Here is a 16,187-nt window from a genome sequence, read left to right as displayed (position 1 = left end):
CATTTCTCAATGCGGTCCCATGCTTTTGAAGAGACGAAGCGGGTTTGTGAATCTTTTGCCATATCGCTACTTATGCTGCCTCGTTACTAAGATCTTTCAGGATATCGCCGAGGATATCGTCGCGGGATTTCTGAGGGGCCAGCCCCTCCATCAGCGCTGCACTGCGACCGGGGTCCTTTTCGGCTGAGGCCGAAATGTTCAACAGAGTCTCCTTTTGCTCGCGCATAAAGTCGGAAAGGGCGGCGCGGACATTTTCAAGAACTGCTGCAATCTGGTTTTCTTCGATATCCTTGGTGATCGAATTCGCCTCTGATGTGATCAGGCGCGTATAATCCGCCGCATAGGCCTCGAAACCATTGCGGCGTTGCCACCAGCGGCGCCACCATGTGCTTTGCAAGTCCAGGGCAATCGTGCGTCCGATACCCAGTGGAGGTGGTACCCGCGGGACGATTGGTGCCTCGATGCTGAACTCTCCCAGATGGTTGCCCAGCAGGCTTTGATACAACGCTTCGATGTCAGCGGCTGCCGCTGAATACAACGCACCAACTTCTTTGCGCATCGACCGGGCAAAGCTAAAATAGGCCGCTTTTTGCAAGGTCCGCAGCCCGGCAGGATCGTACTGCCACGTTCCTTGCTCGCCATTTTGCTCAAGATGCGCGATCAGAGAATCGGTGGCACGTTTGACAAAGTTGGCTTCGGCCGAGTTCAGACGCTCAAGCACTTTCGCGCGCAAGGAAGCAGTAAGCTCAGCGGCCTTCTTTTCATATTCTGCGTTGACCTCGGCCACGGCGTCTTCGGGTGCTACCCCGTTCAGCTCTCGCACAATCCCTTCGCTGTCGGATAGTTTTTTGGCCACGGCGGTCGCCCGGATCTGACTGGCGATGTTGCGCGCCCGGTGGCGTACACGGTCCAGAAGTCGAGTTCCTGCGCCTTCGGCAATGCGTTCATTCATCGCCAGCAATAGGTCGGGCAAACCGGACAACGCCCAAATCTTGTCCAGTGACGGGGCCTGATCGCCAAACCCGGCCGCCAGATAGAACGTGTTAAGGGCTTTCCGGGATTCCTCAGACAGAATATCGGGATTGCCAGTTATCGCGGCCTCGGCCCACAGAGCGCTGCCGAACACGACACTTGCCTTGGTGTCGATATTGTTCTGTTTCAGCGTGTCCAGAATCCGATCCCGAATCTCAGGAACCTGGGTGACCGGATCTGCAAGTTCGTCAATTCGGTTAACGAACAGGATAATCTGACGATTTTCGAACTGAGCGATGATCCGCATCAGCGCCATGTCCATTGTGGTCAGAGCCTGACTGGCTGCCAGAACCACAATGCAGACTTCGGACCCGCGCAGGCTGCGCAGGGTGATCTGTTCACGCACCATAAACGTATCGTTTACACCCGGTGTGTCGCACAGCTTGAGGGAAATTGGGTACTGGGGGATGTCCATGTACAGCTCAGCCGACTTTGTCACATCCGCAAAACGACCGGTCTTGGGGTTGATGTCCGGGTCGTCTTCATCACCCAGACACACATACCTTTGGATCAGTTCCTCATCGAAATAGTCGTATTGATGGCTTTGCCCCAGAATCAAGTCGAAATGCTTACCCAGTCGTTCCTCGGACTTAGCTTTCATTTCGCCGATCTGACGGCGGATATCGTCCATTTCATCGTCGGCGCCGGCCCGATTGGCCAGCTCTCCCAGCCGGCCGCCGCCAACCATCAGATTGTCCCATTCCTCTTGTTCGAAGAAAGTGAACCGGGATTTTGTATCACCCTGGGTTCTGGTGTTGATGTTCAGCGTGGTAACCACAGAGGTCCAGGGGTTCACATCCGAAGGCAGCAGGGCAGGGCGTGCGGACAGAATGTTCACAAGCGAAGATTTTCCCGCCTTGACCTGACCGACCAGCGTGACGCTGGCAGTGAAATTCTCCATGCGTGTCTTGAGCGTCGCAAGACGTGCCGAGGAGCGCGCGTCCGCCACCTCTGTCAGTTGGTCAATCTGTGTCGTCAATGCCGACATGGCCGAAGTCATTGGGGTCAGCGCTTCGTTTCCAACAGACAAAAGATGATCGTTACGCGCCATGGTTAGCCTCCGGTTCCTGTAGCGGCGATATGAGGTTCGATCTGCCCGTGAGGTGCGCTGGTCAGCGTATCGATCCGGGCGATCAGGTTCAGGGCGTTGCCCAAAATTGCGGCTTCGGCGCTTGGTGTGATCGATTCATATGCGCGGGCATCGGCCAGCACTTCGATCGAGCTGAAGCAGTCGCTATTTTCCAGGCACGCAACACTGCGCCCTGTTGGGAAACCCTGGGATTTGACCTCGGGCAGAGGCATTCGAGAATTGGCAAGCAAATAATGCCCGCCAGAATGCGTGCGCAGCGAGATGCCAAACCCGGTATTCGGGTGTTCGCGATTCAGGGTTTTGAGTTCACCAAGAAAACTTTCGCGTGCAAGACCAATCGCGTCTTGCTCGGCAGATGCAGAGTTCATCATGTTGGTCACGGTAAAGACCCTTGTACTGGAGTTGAGCGAACGAACTGGTAAGACGCCCGAAGGCAAAAGACTCATTAACTCCTTTCCACCCATCAACTACTGGCAAGGCGGTCTTATTTTGACGCGAATAAGATTTTTTGGCGTTTGAATTGTGGCGCAAGTATGGCTGCGGACTTGCCCGGGCCCACTACTAAACTAAAAAGCGTATAAAAATATGAGCATATCAGCTGAAGTTCACAGCGAGCCGAATTTGATAACTGGCCCCCAAATGGGGTGTAACTATTTATTAAATTATAGTTTTACATACATGCGGTCAGCTCCATATTTGGCAAAATCTTGTCATGAGACAGAATCCATCGCCCAAACAAAGTGCGCTTTCGGGAAAGGCAACAACAACACGGCACAACGTGAGGGTGTTTAGATTTGGCAGGTTCATCAATGGTGAATTTTAACAGGACGCTAGGTTTCACATAGTCTTATTTTGGGTCTGCCTGGTCTACGAGATTTCTGTTTTAGGCGGCGTCAGGCAAAGCTTGGTCAGCTGCAAGCCCATTGGCCTTTCCGGTCGATGTGCTCGTGCGGTCTTTCATATGTTTTCGGGTCGTGAGGTGCCTCTAAGCAGAGGTTGGGTTTGTTCTGAAACGGGCATCAATATTCTTCGTGTAAACTACAATTTCCCTCTCGCACTCGTTCAAAAGCTTTGCTATTGAGCGGCATTCCGGCAGCAGCTGCTGGTCGTGCGGGTGTGGCGAAATTGGTAGACGCACCAGATTTAGGTTCTGGCGCCGCAAGGCGTGGGGGTTCAAGTCCCTCCACCCGCACCATAGTTCATTGTATTGCATTGATTATATTTTATAAATTTGACCCAATAGAGCAACTTTCCCGATTGCCCTGAGACCTTCGCACGAAAGAAGGCGCACTTCTGACAGCTTTTCGAGACATTTTGGGTTTCCGGTCCCGCAGTAAATATCGCAGAATGAAGATTATGTTAAAATAATGCGACATCCTTTGAATATCGTAGCTGCAATTCGATTTTAGGTGCTGGCTGCTGGACACAGTTGGTTCAGCCCGCGCTCATCATCGTCCAGCAAGTAGATTGTCGTGTTGAGACAATTATGGGCGGCAGAGTTGACCCCTATGAAATCATCCCCCATCCTGAGCTGATCCGGTCACCGGCATGTATTTTCGCCTGGTGGCCAATTTCTTTTGTTTTTGGCAAGGTTGCATCATGTCTGACGTATCGGAAAAGCAATATGTGCTTGATACTCATCGCCTGCGAAGCCCCAGCCAAACATTGGAAATCGTAACGCCCTATTTGCGTGAAATGGGCATTACTCGAATTGCGAACTTAACCGGCCTGGATCGTATCGGATTGCCCACGGTCATGGTTGCGCGCCCGAATTCCCGATCGGTTTCGGTGTCGCTCGGCAAGGGATTGTCAGTCCCGGCCGCGCAAGCGTCGGGGGTTATGGAAGCGATCGAAAGCTGGCACGCGGAACGGGTAGCGGCGCCTCAACGTCTGGCACGATTTACCGATATAGCGCGCGATGCGCCGGTGGTGGATGTTGATAAGCTACCTCGGGTGACTGGTGGCCGATTTGATCCTGATGCGAACAGATTGTGGGTAGAGGGTCGGGATTTGAATTCCGCTTGCGCCCGTTGGGTTCCAATGGAGATGGTCGATACCGATTATACGTCTTTGCCGATGGGTCGGCAGGTTGCTTTTCCCAGAACGACAAACGGTTTGGCATCCGGCAACAACCTGTTTGAAGCCAGTTGCCATGCGATCTTTGAACTCATCGAACGCGATGCCACCACACTGTGGCAATTTCAGTCCGCGCCAGCACGGATCCACCCAGACACTATAGATGATGACAGGTGCAAGGACGCAATAAGCATGATTGAAGCGGCGGGCCTGACCCTGGGCATCTGGGACACCACCTCGGACATCGGAATCGCCTGTTTCCGCTGTACGATCTGCGAGCCGGACGGGCAGAACGGCCACATCGGTATCGGTGATGGCTGCCATCCAGATCGCGCCATTGCTTTGTTGCGGGCCCTGACCGAAGCGGCACAAACCCGCCTCACCTATATCTCTGGCGCGCGTGATGATCTGGACCCAGAAGAGTTTACTGACCAGGCGCAGACCGAAAGATGTGCCTATATTCGCAATCAGATTGACAGCTCGGACGCGACGCAGGATTTCTCGAATACTCCGACATATGCCACCGGATCATTCCAAGAGGATTTGAACTTGCTGACTACCCGCCTCGAAACTGTAGGTATTTTGCAGGTGATCACGGTCGATCTATCGCGCCCGGAATATGAGATCGCCGTTGTTCGAGCTGTCATACCTGGGCTTGAAGCGCCTCATGACGACCCCGATTATATCGCCGGGGAACGCGCGCAGCGTGTAATGGAAACATACGGATGAGTGTCGTTATTTTTGTGGGCCCGACGTTGACTGCCGACGCTGTGGCCCAGTGCTTGGACCCTGTGATCTTGCCCCCGGTCCGGCAGGGGGACGTATATCGCGTGGCACGTGATCGTCCGCGTGCGATCGGGATAATAGACGGCTTTTTTGAGGGCGTCCCGTCGGTCTGGCACAAAGAGATTCTTTGGGCGATGGATCAGGGAATCCCCGTTTATGGCAGTGCCAGCATGGGTGCTTTGCGCGCGGCAGAGTTGGCTGATTTCGGTATGATCGGCGTGGGTCGAATCTTTGAGGATTTCTACAGCCAAACCCTGCAGGATGACGACGAAGTTGCGGTCCTGCACAGCCCGGCAGAATTGGGTTATTTGCCATTGAGCGAACCCATGGTCTCGGTCCGAGCAACGGTTGAGGAGGCACATAATCTAGGCATGTTGGTCGCTGAACGTGCCGCAGAGGTTCTGCGGATTGCCAAAGGCTTGAACTATCGTCAGCGCAGTTGGCCTAACATAATTGACGCGTTGAACGGGCTTTCTGATATCCAGAGTTTTGTGGACTGGCTGCCAAACGGCAAGGTCGATGCAAAAGCGCGTGATGCCGTTGAGATGCTTGGGCGTATGGCCGAAGATCTGGCAAACGACCTACCCTTCCCGGCGACGCAGCAACCGACCGAAGAAACGCTGATGTGGAAAGGGCTGCGTGCCCGAGTGGATGCCGATCAGAAGGCCGATCAGGCGGTTATCGACGAAGTCAGGCTGAACCCGGACATGTATACGCGGCTGCGTGAACGGGCCGCGCTGACTCTGCTGGCGCGGGAAGAGGCTGATCGGCGGGATGAAGAGCCTGACCGCCCTGCCCTGATGGCACAAATGGATGCGCACCGGCAAAAAGCCGGCCTGTCGCGCCGCGCCGCTTTGATGGCATGGCTGGACGAGAATGATCTGAGTGTCGAGGAATACGAGGCGATGCTGGCCGATGCCGCTCGGGTGCACGGCCATATTACCTCTCGGGCTTCGGTCCTTGAGACATCGCTTTTGCGCGAGTTGCGCCGTGACGGGAGCTATGCCGAATTGCGGGATCGTGCCCATCGCAAGGCACAAAGGGGAGCTGAATCATTGACTGCCCGAGGCGGTCCCGCAAGCAGGCGCCTACCTATGGTTATGTGGTATTTTGAAACACAGCTTGACCAACCAGTGCCGGATGATCTTGAATCATATGCAGTTTCACTTGGATTGGCCGGGCGGGAAGCATTTTTTGATTTGATAGAAGCAGAGTATTTGTTTTGTCACGCGGATGCCGGATTAAATAGTACCGTTGACTAGCCGCCCCAAGGCGGATCCGAGGCGTGGCCTGAAAGGGGGGTATTGTGAACTTACCAGATCACCTTGATGAAGAAGAGCCTGGAACGCGATTTCTGCTGTATCCGCAATCCCCTTTTCTGGAAGAGGACCCACAGCTTGAGCTAGTCGAAATATCGGCCCCGCAGGGCAGTATCGGCCCTGGTCCATCGGGTCCGCGCATGTACACGGTTAACCCTGTCGGAAAGACTACACCCTATGGGGCCATCGTGCCCGGACCGGATGGTCCGGGAATGTATCTGCCGCCCTGGAACGGATATATCCATCCCCCGGCAATGCCTGATGAGTTCGGTAACTTTATCCATATTGGCCCGTCGGACCCGGCTTTTGAGGCAGCGCATCTGTTTGGCTCGGCGCATTTCACGATGGACGTCTGGCAGGGCTATTTTGACCGACCAATCCCATGGCATTTCGCCCGTGATTTTAACCGGCTCGAACTGTCGCTGCTGCCAAGCCTGGACAATGCGCATATCGGTTGGGGTTTCCTTGAAACCGGGGGCACCCATGAACACGGGGACGAATATCGCCCCTACAGCCTGAATTTCGACGTGGTCGCACATGAAATCGGCCACTCAATCATTTACAGCGTCGTGGGCATGCCCACCGACGGAGATGTCTCGGGTGAGTATTACGGGTTCCATGAATCCGCCGCCGATATGGTGGCGCTTCTGGCATCTTTGCATTTTGGCTCGGTGGTAGAGGCGCTGTTGGAAAACACCAAAGGCAATCTCTACAGCTTCAATCGACTGAATCGCTTTGCCGAGCTTTCGGAAAATGCACAGATCAGAACGGCCGCAAACAACCGGTCACTATCGGAATTCGCTGCCGGATGGTCCAGTGAACATGCACTTTCCGAGCCACTGACAGGTGCAATGTTCGACATTTTGGTGGACATCTATCATGAGCGCCTGTTGGTTCATGGCCTTATCACACAGGCAGAGGAAGACCTGTCCGATCAGCTAGAGGATTCACCCGATTACAGCGAGGTCATGCAGGGTATTTTTGACAAGCGATATGCCGAAAACCCCGATGGATTCCGCGTAGCACTTCTTGAGGCGCGCGATTTCCTGGGCACCTATCTGGCCGACGCCTGGAGCATGTTGGACGCCGATATGCTCAGCTATTTCGGTGTCGAAAAGGCCATGCTGGCGGTGGATCAGGAAATTACCGGGGGTGCCTTCCGGCGGATCATCGAAGGAAACTTTCGGATGCGTGATATCGGGGTGGCAACTGCCGGTCCGCGGCTGCCTGACCCTGATGAAGACAGTCACGCACACTCCGTCCGCACGCAGGTTCCAGACTGATGACAGCAAAATTCTTTTTTTTTCGGCAGATTTATGGCATTTAGAGGCGGGGTGATTTTTGAGGAGACACCGATGCGGTCATCCTCGGGATTTAATCGAAGGGGGTTCGGGTGATGGACCCATATTTGGGAGATGAGTTTATGGCGGAATCCTTGCTCAGTTTTTCGGAAGTGTTGATTTACGGCAGAGTTATCGACGATTTGGATTACGACCCTGCGAAAAAGAAAAGCAGAGGAAAAGGCAACAACAAACATCTTGATGAGCAACTCGCGAATTCAGGAAATGACGAAGCCAAATTTGCCAAGATCTACGGGTTTGCCTATGAAGGCACCTACTACGACCTGCCCGAGCCGGTGATTTTCCTGGTTCACGGCGATGGTCAAGATGTCGCCAAAAAGGGCGAGCCACCAAACCAGGCCTCGCGCGCGCCCACGGATCCTTCGATTGGCGGTGTTGCGGCGGCGGACTATCAGGTCGCTGACGGTATCAAGTTCTGGAGCTATGATAAGTCCGATCAGACCATGCGCATGGATGTCATGACAGGCCAGTTCGAACAGGTTCTTCTAGACCTCTATTTTGGCTTTGACAGCCCTGCTATCAGCGGTGCAAAGGTCAGCGGTGCCAAAGTGAGTGGTGCCAAGGTCAGTGGCGCGAAAGTCAGCGGTGCCAAGGTCAGTGGCGCCAAGGTTAGCGGAGCCAAAGTACGCGGCGGCGACTGATCTTCGGACAAAGTCAGCAAAGAAGGCGCGGGATCTCGCGCCTTTTTCCGTTCTAAAATCCCGCTTTTTTCAGCCCTTCGACAAAGTGCTGCGTGTCGTCTTCCAGACGGTCGGGCAGCACCTTGGCCCAGCGTGACAAAGAAAAGTTCGGGTGTGCGGCGCGGTGCTTTTCAGCAATCATGCGTGCCATATCCATGTTGCCCAGCTGCGCATGGCTGGCGGCCAGCATCCGTTGACCCTCGGTTGGATTGTTCATCTTGTTGACGGTTTCGATAACATCTTCATAGCGCCTGAGATTGTAATAGGCGCCGCCGAGGTGCCAGAGATACTGATCCGGAAAGTACGGGTTCAGACGCATGGCCTGTTGCAGATGCGTGATGGCGGTCTCATTTTCCCCCGAATGTGCAAGCGCATCGGCGAAATCCGAATGCATATCCGCATCATTGGGGTTGAGAGCCAAAGCACGTTGGTAAGACTGTAGCGCCGCACTATGTTCCTTGCGATACAGATGGACAAATCCCAGCTCGCCAAATCCCCGCGCGTCTGTCGGGTCCAATTCGATCGACCGCTGTGCCAAAGACAGCGCCTGCTCGAATGCACTGCCTGGATCTTCGGTCCACGAGTATCGCCAATCCAGATTCAACGTTCGGGACAAGGCGGCGGCGGCACGGGCATAGTTGCCGTCCCTTTCCAGCGCAGATTGATAGAAATTCTGTGCCTTGCGGTTGTCGTTGCGCGTGTATTTGAAGATGTGCTGCTGCCCCTGCAGGACAGAGCCATATGCCTCCAGATCTGAAGGAACGGCCTGAACCATAACTTGGCGCTCATGGGATTCGATCATTACGGCCGTGGCCGCGACGATACATTCAGTCACCTCGTCCAGAATATCAAATATATCGTCAATGTTTCGATCAAACCGCTCACCCCAAATCGTGCGTTCAGTGTTTGCATCGACCAGTTCCGCAGTAATGCGGATTCGACTGGAAGAGCGACGCACACTGCCACGGGCGATATACCGGACATTCAGCTTTCTTGCGGCTTCCTTCGGTGGCATGGACTGCGCCCTGAAGAAGAATGATGAGTTTCGGGCGATGACGAAAAGGTTTCTGAATTTGGAAAGGTTCAGAATGATGTCGTCGGTCAGACCATCGGCAATCCAGCCGTCAGACTCATCCCCGCCGCTGATGCTGAACGGTAGCACAGCGACCGACGGAGTGTCCGGGCGTTCCAACAGATCGACAATAGCGTCGGGACGCATAGTGCCCGCCAAAGTAGCACCGGCAACCTCGCTGCGGACACAGTAGGTTGAAACCGGCGAAAGAATGTTCTTCAGATGCTGCGGACCAAGAAATTCGTACCCATACCGCAACCGGTTACAAACCTGATCATACACCGCAGAGCTGACATAGACCCGCTCGGGTTCCGCAATTTCTTGCAATCGCGCTGCAATGTTGACGTTGTCGCCATGAATTCCACGCTCATCTATCAGGATCTCTCCAAGATGGATGCCAACGCGAAACTTGATTTGCTGTTGATCTGATCCTGAATCGTTGTGCTGGGCAGAAATTTGGTGCAGCTCAACACCAAATTCGACCGCGCTGGTCGCTGTTTCAAACAGGGCCAGGATGCCGTCACCGCGCACTTCGACCACACGCCCCTGATAACGGGCGCATGCGGCTTCGATCTGCGATAGAAGTGTCTTCAAAGCGTTGTAGGTGTCGAGTTCGTTCTCACTCATCAGGCGAGAATAGCCGACGACATCTGCAAATAAGACTGCACCCAGCTTCTGAGTGATTGATGAATTCGGGTTAACTGTATTCACTGGCGGTACTCGATTCCTGAGTTCTGAACGAACCCTAACTTTTGTATAACAAAAAAAGATTTGAAATGATTGGTAATAACGTCTCTTAGTCCGACCCAGTCTCTTGCGGGGGCCAACACCAGCAATCCGAGGCATTATTGCCAAGCTTAACGATGGTTTCACCGCCCAATTCTTTCGCCAGTGAATTTCGGTTTTCGAACCAATCGCTGCTCAGCAACCCGACCACAACCATATCGTGAAATTGACCATCTGCAAACCAGGCCTGACGCATCGACCCCTCGATCTGGCACCCCAGTCTGGCAACCAGGTCTCTGCTGCTGACATTATCCGCCCTATAATATGAAGTCAGCCGGTTCAGCCCCAGTTGCCGAAAGGCGAAATCGGCGACCAAAGCCGTCGCCCTGATACCAACTCCATGGCGGCGCACCGAATGATCGACGAACATCGCAACGACAGCATCGCGATTGATCGGCGATATCCCCTCGAGGCCGCTCATGCCGACCAGTTTTCCCGCCGAATTCTCAACAACGAACCAACACCTGCGGCCGATGGCTGAGCCGGTGAACATGTCGCTCCAGCTTTCCTCTGTCTGTGCAAGATTAAGAGGAATGCGGGACACGCGTTCGAATTTGGCTAAATCCTCTACATTTTGAAACCAGGGCAGAATTGTCTCAAGATCGGATTTTTCCAGGGGACGCAGGACATAGGTCTTGTTGCTGGGCTTTTTTTTCACCGGAATTTCAACCTTTAATAAACATCAAAAAAATAACCTGTAGAGGATAGCATGAAAACGCCGCAAACAGAAAAGATGATTGTTGCAACCCAGTAAGACAAAAAAACCGGTCCGCCGATCGGGCGAACCGGTCCGTATTAAGCTGTCAGGCTCTTAGTCGTAAAGAACTGCCGCGATCTTCGGATCGTCAATATTGGAAGCATCGTAATAGTAAAAGCCGGTGTCGATTAGGGCGGGGACTTCTTCGCCTTTCATCGCCGCGACGGCCGCCTTGACCGTTTCATAGCCGATACCAACCGGGTTCTGGGTGATTGCCCCGGTCATCAGACCACTTTTGATCGCGTCTTTTTGGGCTTTGCCGCTGTCATAGCCAATGATGACAAGGCCTTCGGTGCCCAATTCCTGTACCCCGTTCACGACACCAATGGCAGAGCCTTCATTGGTGCCAAAAATACCATCCAGATCGGGGTTTGCAGTGAGGATCGCTTTTGTCACCTCGGTTGATTTCAGATGGTCGCCCTGCCCGTACTGAACGGTGACAACTTCGATATCAGGGTATTTTTCCGCAATGCGGTTCACAAATCCATCGCGGCGGTCAATGCCAGTGCGGCTGGTCTGGTCGTGGGCTACCACTGCAACTTTGCCTTTTCCACCAATCTTTTCGGCCATTTTGTCAGCGGCAAGCCCCGCTGCAGCTAGGTTATCAGTTGTGGCAGTAGAAACAGGAATATCACTGTCGACTCCGCTGTCAAAAGCGATGATCGGGATACCCTTGTCATTTGCCTGCTTCAGCAACGGAATGGCGGCCTGACTGTCGAGTGCGGCAAAGCCGATAGCTTTGGGATTGTTTGCCAGTGCTGCGGCCAGCATGTCGATCTGACGGTCGACCATCGTTTCGTTGTCCGGTCCTTCGAATGTGATTGTGACGTCAAACTCTTCGGCTGCCTGTTCGGCGCCCTGCTTTACCGCCTGCCAGAATTGGTGCTGGAACCCTTTGGATACCAGCGGAATATAGATTTCTTCCGCCATGGCCATCGAGGCCGGAGCTGCGAGGGTGGCTGCGCTGAGCGCCCCCAGAACGAAACGACGTGTTAACATGATATTCTCCTCCAGTTGGTCGTTATCTTCTTTGGTCCTAAAAATTGTTCACCCGGTCTTTTTGCGCCGCGCCATGTCGGCATAGACGGCCAGAATGATGATCGCGCCAGTGACAACGGTCTGCCATTCCTGCGCGACAGACAGAACGCGCAGCCCATTGGTCAGGACAGCCATGATAAGCGCGCCGATGAGCGTTCCCAGGATCGTGCCGCGCCCGCCGGACAGAGAGGTTCCGCCAATGACCACAGCCGCGATGGCCTCAAGTTCGTATCCCAGCCCCAAAGCGGGTTGTGCCGAGTTCAGGCGCGAGGCGATCAGGATGCCGCCGATGCCGCAAATTCCCCCGGCCAGCGCGTAGATTCGCATCTTCCAGGCGTCGGTGTTGACACCCGACAAGCGGACCGCCTCTTCGTTCGATCCCAAAGCGAACGTATAGCGGCCCAGAACAGTGCGGCTGAGGATATAGGATGCTGCAATCGCGACCAAAAACAAGATCAGCACGCCGTTCGGGATAGGTACCGAGGAGACGATTTCTCCGATCAGAGACCCGCGCGAGATCTGATCGAAACCAGGCGTGTCATTGAAATAGATCGGTCGTGTGCCCGAGATAACCAGCGATAGACCCTTGAGGATCAGCATCATGCCCAGCGTCGCGATGAAGGGCGGGATTTTCATTTTGGCCACAAATGTGCCCGAACACAGACCACAAAACGCACCCGCTGCAATGGCTGCAGCAACACCCAAAAGCAGGGGCATGCCGAGATAAGTCAGGGCTACGCCCGCAATCACGGCGCAGAAGGTCATCAAAGTGCCAACCGACAGGTCGATTCCGCCCGTGATGATCACCAGAGTTGCGGCAACGGCCAGTACGCCGTTGACCGAAGTTGCCTGCAGAATGGCTATCATGTTCGAGGTCTGCATGAAGTTCGGCGATGCGATCGAAAAGCCGATCAACAGGGCGATGAGACTGGCAAAGGCCAGCAGCTTTTGATACGCGCCGCTTTCCGACAGGCCCGCCAGGGGCTTTTTCTTGTCTATATCCGTTGCTGTGGTCATATTGCTGTCCCTGTGACCTGCATCGCCGCCGTGCGTTGGGTGGCCAGATGCATGATGTCTTCCTGAGTGGTGTTGTTTCCGCCGGGTAGAATTCCGGTCAGCCGGCCTTCGCACATGACGGCGATTCGGTGGCTGAGGCGCATGATTTCCGGCAATTCGGATGAGATCACGATGATCGTCTTTCCCTGCGCGGCCAGTTCTTCGAGCAGTTTGTAGATTTCCGATTTTGCACCGACATCAATACCGCGCGTGGGTTCGTCAAAGATCAGGATGTCGCAATCTCGCAGAAGCCATTTTGCGATGACTACCTTTTGCTGATTGCCGCCGGACAACAGGCGCACCTCTTGCACATCCGAGGGTGTGCGAATGCCAAGCTGGGCGATATAGCCTTTGGCCGTAGTGCTGATTTCGCTATCGTTCAGAACACCGGTGGCACTGGTAAACCTATCCATCGAAGCCAGAGCGATATTGTCGCGGACGTTCATTCCCGTGGCGAGGCCGAAATGCTTGCGATCCTCGGACAGGTACCCGATCCCGGCCCGCACGGCATCCACAGGGGAACGGATGGGCACGATCTGCTCATGTACCCGGATTTCACCGCCATCGATAGTGTCAGCCCCAAAGATTGCCCGCGCAACTTCGGTCCGCCCTGCCCCCATCAGCCCAGCAAAGCCCAAGATTTCACCCTTCCGGACCGAAAAGCTGACATCTTTCAGATCCGTGCCCCGCGTCAGTCCTGCGACTTCCAGAGAAACCTCGGCATCGCTCAGGTCCGGCACATCCAGAGGGTCTTCGGATACTTCGCGCCCAACCATCATCGCAATGATTTTGCTGATCGGCGTGTCACTGGCACCGACAGTGCCAACATATTCACCGTCGCGCATGACAGTCACACGGTCGGCGATTTGTTTCAGCTCGTCCATTTTGTGGCTGATATAGACAATCCCCACCCCTTCCGCCCTCAGGCGGCGGATGATGACGAACAGCTCGGCAATCTCGGCGTCGTTCAGGGCTGCGGTCGGTTCGTCCATGACCAGAACCTTGGAGCGATAGGACAGCGCCTTGGCAATTTCGACCATCTGCTGCTTGGCAATGGTCAACCCGCCGACCAGCGCTTTGGGATCAAGGTTCAGGTTCATCGCCCCGAAGATTTCAGCGGTTTGAGCGTTCAGCGCGGCCTCGTCCAGGCGACCAAAACGTTTCCGGGGCTCGCGTCCGATAAAGATGTTCTGCGCTACGGTCAGATCATTCATCAGACTCAGTTCCTGATGGATGATCCCGATCCCGAGGTTCTGAGCCTCACGCGGGGATGTGGGACTGGCTGATTTGCCTTGAATGGCCAAGTCGCCGCCATCGCGCTGATAGATCCCGGACAGGATTTTCATCAACGTACTCTTCCCCGCCCCGTTTTCCCCCATAAGCGCGTGGACTTCGCCCGAAAACAGATCGAACTGCACGGATTTCAGCGCGTGCACACCGGGGAAATACTTTTCGATCCCCTTCATTTCGACCAGTTTTTCCATCTCTCCCCCCATTTTGCCCCTACCTCTGACGAACCTGCCGCTACATCACAGCGCCGATTTGCCAGGGGACAAATTCAACGCCCCCAAAACCAAGCTCTTCGCTTTTTGTTTGATCGCCCGATGCGACACGGATCAACATTTCGAACAACTCTTCGCCCTTGGCCTCGATACTGACCCCGTCAGTGACGATGTCGCCGCAATTCAGATCCATGTCTTCGGACATGCGGGCGTACATTTCCGAATTCGTCGCCAGCTTGATGCAGGGCGTGGGTTGATATCCGGAGACCGACCCCCTGCCTGTGGTAAACACGATCAAATTGGCACCCGCCGCCACCTGACCAGTGACCGAGCAAGGATCGAACCCGGGACTGTCCATGAAGACAAAGCCCTTTTTGTCGATAATTTCGCCAAATCTGTAGACGTCGCGCATCGGGGCCGTGCCCCCCTTGGCCACCGCACCCAGAGACTTTTCAAGAATGGTCGTCAGGCCACCGCGCTTGTTTCCGGGGCTTGGATTGTTGTCCATCTCGCCGCCATTGCGCTTGGTGTAATCTTCCCACCAATGAATACGGTCGATCAGTTTTTCGCCGATTTCCGGCGTTTCTGCGCGCCGGGTCAAAAGATGCTCGGCGCCATAAATTTCAGAGGTTTCCGACAGGATTGTTGTTCCGCCATGGCGCACAAGCAGATCAGAGGCATATCCAAGCGCCGGATTGGCAGTGATGCCGGAATAACCATCCGAGCCTCCGCATTGCATCCCGACCGTAATCGCACTGATCCGAGCGGGCTTGCGCACCGCCTGATTGGCGAGCCGAGCGATCCCCTCCAGCTCGGCAAGCCCGCGCTCGATCGTGCGGCGCGTACCGCCTTCGTTTTGGATGGTCATATAGCGCAAGGCACCGTCCTCGCGGATGGGGCGGCCATCAACCAGACCGGCCACTTGCATGACCTCACATCCCAGCCCGATCAGCAGAATGCCGGCAAAGTTCGGGTGCTGGGCGTACCCGGCCAGGGTGCGCATCAACGTAGCATAGCCGTCATCCTTGGCCGACATACCGCAGCCCGTGCCATGCACGATGGGCACCACCCCGTCCACGTTGGGATATGGATCAAGCAACCCACGTTTTAAGGCCGCTTCGGCGATGAACCGGGCTACTGAACCCGAACAATTCACTGTCGTCAGAATTCCGATATAATTGCGCGTGCCAACCTTCCCATCGGACCGGTGATACCCAAGAAAACTCCGCTCTTCGTCGGAATGCGGCAAAGGGGTATTTGCGGTCGCATGGGCATAATCCTGCTGATGGGCCCCCATACCAAGATTGTGGACATGGACGTGATCTCCGGCTGCGATATCTGCCTTTGCCTGACCAATGATCTGACCATAGCGAATGACGTTTTCTCCGGCAGAAATTGGGGCAATAGCAATCTTGTGCCCACGCAGAACCTGATCCCGAAGCGGGACATTCAGCCCGGAAGGCTGCGTGTCGATCTTCAGATCTCGGAGTGCAATGACGATATTGTCGTCCGGGTTCAACCTGACTGTATCGCGCGCTGCGGGCTCAGAAGCCTTTATTTTCTGATCTGGTTGCATCATTTTCCTGTTTGCTGATCCCGACTGCTAATCGTCGGACACGCACTTGTCAACTA

At 54.8% G+C, this 16,187-nt stretch carries 12 protein-coding genes and 1 tRNA gene; 5 read left to right on the top strand and 8 right to left on the bottom strand.

The features are described from left to right. Window positions 1–70: 70 nt before the first annotated feature. Entirely contained in the window at window positions 71–2,083 is a 2,013-nt protein-coding gene (locus AC2FFF_RS09965) for a dynamin family protein (RefSeq protein WP_142636261.1), read from the bottom strand. 2 nt (window positions 2,084–2,085) lie between these two features. Further along, on the bottom strand, window positions 2,086–2,568 hold the full coding sequence (locus AC2FFF_RS09960) for a hypothetical protein (RefSeq protein ID WP_246097206.1): 483 nt from the start codon (window positions 2,566–2,568) through the stop codon (window positions 2,086–2,088). 664 nt (window positions 2,569–3,232) lie between these two features. On the opposite strand from AC2FFF_RS09960, the gene AC2FFF_RS09955 reads away from it, so the two are divergent. The 5 genes from AC2FFF_RS09955 (at window position 3,233) to AC2FFF_RS09935 (ending at window position 8,305) form a co-directional block, all read left to right on the top strand. Beyond that, window positions 3,233–3,317, top strand: a tRNA-Leu gene (locus AC2FFF_RS09955). Window positions 3,318–3,721: 404 nt separating this feature from the next. Beyond that, complete coding sequence (locus AC2FFF_RS09950; protein ID WP_281972929.1) at window positions 3,722–4,927, top strand: YcaO-like family protein; 1,206 nt, start codon at window positions 3,722–3,724, stop codon at window positions 4,925–4,927. Continuing rightward, window positions 4,924–6,246, top strand: a complete 1,323-nt coding sequence (locus AC2FFF_RS09945; RefSeq protein WP_281972928.1) for a TfuA-like protein — start codon at window positions 4,924–4,926, stop codon at window positions 6,244–6,246. Before AC2FFF_RS09950 ends, AC2FFF_RS09945 begins: the two co-directional genes overlap by 4 nt. A 44-nt stretch (window positions 6,247–6,290) precedes the next feature. Further along, window positions 6,291–7,586, top strand: a complete 1,296-nt coding sequence (locus tag AC2FFF_RS09940) for a gluzincin family metallopeptidase (protein ID WP_281972927.1) — start codon at window positions 6,291–6,293, stop codon at window positions 7,584–7,586. A 113-nt stretch (window positions 7,587–7,699) separates the two neighbouring features. Next, window positions 7,700–8,305, top strand: coding sequence for a pentapeptide repeat-containing protein (locus AC2FFF_RS09935; RefSeq protein WP_246097208.1), 606 nt, complete (start codon window positions 7,700–7,702; stop codon window positions 8,303–8,305). Window positions 8,306–8,357: 52 nt separating this feature from the next. Here AC2FFF_RS09935 and AC2FFF_RS09930 read toward each other — a convergent pair whose 3' ends face one another. From AC2FFF_RS09930 to AC2FFF_RS09905, 6 genes are all read right to left on the bottom strand, one after another. Next, window positions 8,358–10,127, bottom strand: coding sequence for an adenylate/guanylate cyclase domain-containing protein (locus AC2FFF_RS09930; protein ID WP_281286267.1), 1,770 nt, complete (start codon window positions 10,125–10,127; stop codon window positions 8,358–8,360). A gap of 85 nt (window positions 10,128–10,212) precedes the next feature. Then, entirely contained in the window at window positions 10,213–10,860 is a 648-nt protein-coding gene (locus AC2FFF_RS09925) for a GNAT family N-acetyltransferase (protein ID WP_246097210.1), read from the bottom strand. Window positions 10,861–11,013: 153 nt separating this feature from the next. Then, the gene (locus tag AC2FFF_RS09920; protein WP_142636294.1) at window positions 11,014–11,958 is read right to left on the bottom strand and encodes an ABC transporter substrate-binding protein; all 945 of its coding nucleotides are present in this window, start codon (window positions 11,956–11,958) and stop codon (window positions 11,014–11,016) included. A gap of 48 nt (window positions 11,959–12,006) precedes the next feature. Further along, on the bottom strand, window positions 12,007–13,014 hold the full coding sequence (locus tag AC2FFF_RS09915) for an ABC transporter permease (RefSeq protein ID WP_281972926.1): 1,008 nt from the start codon (window positions 13,012–13,014) through the stop codon (window positions 12,007–12,009). Beyond that, complete coding sequence (locus AC2FFF_RS09910) at window positions 13,011–14,537, bottom strand: sugar ABC transporter ATP-binding protein (protein ID WP_281972925.1); 1,527 nt, start codon at window positions 14,535–14,537, stop codon at window positions 13,011–13,013. Before AC2FFF_RS09910 ends, AC2FFF_RS09915 begins: the two co-directional genes overlap by 4 nt. Window positions 14,538–14,577: 40 nt before the next feature. Then, complete coding sequence (locus AC2FFF_RS09905) at window positions 14,578–16,131, bottom strand: UxaA family hydrolase (RefSeq protein WP_281973022.1); 1,554 nt, start codon at window positions 16,129–16,131, stop codon at window positions 14,578–14,580. Between the last annotated feature and the right edge of the window lie 56 nt (window positions 16,132–16,187).

The organism is Ruegeria sp. YTSA226 (assembly GCF_059609905.1).
This window is presented reverse-complemented; position numbering and strand designations above follow the sequence as displayed.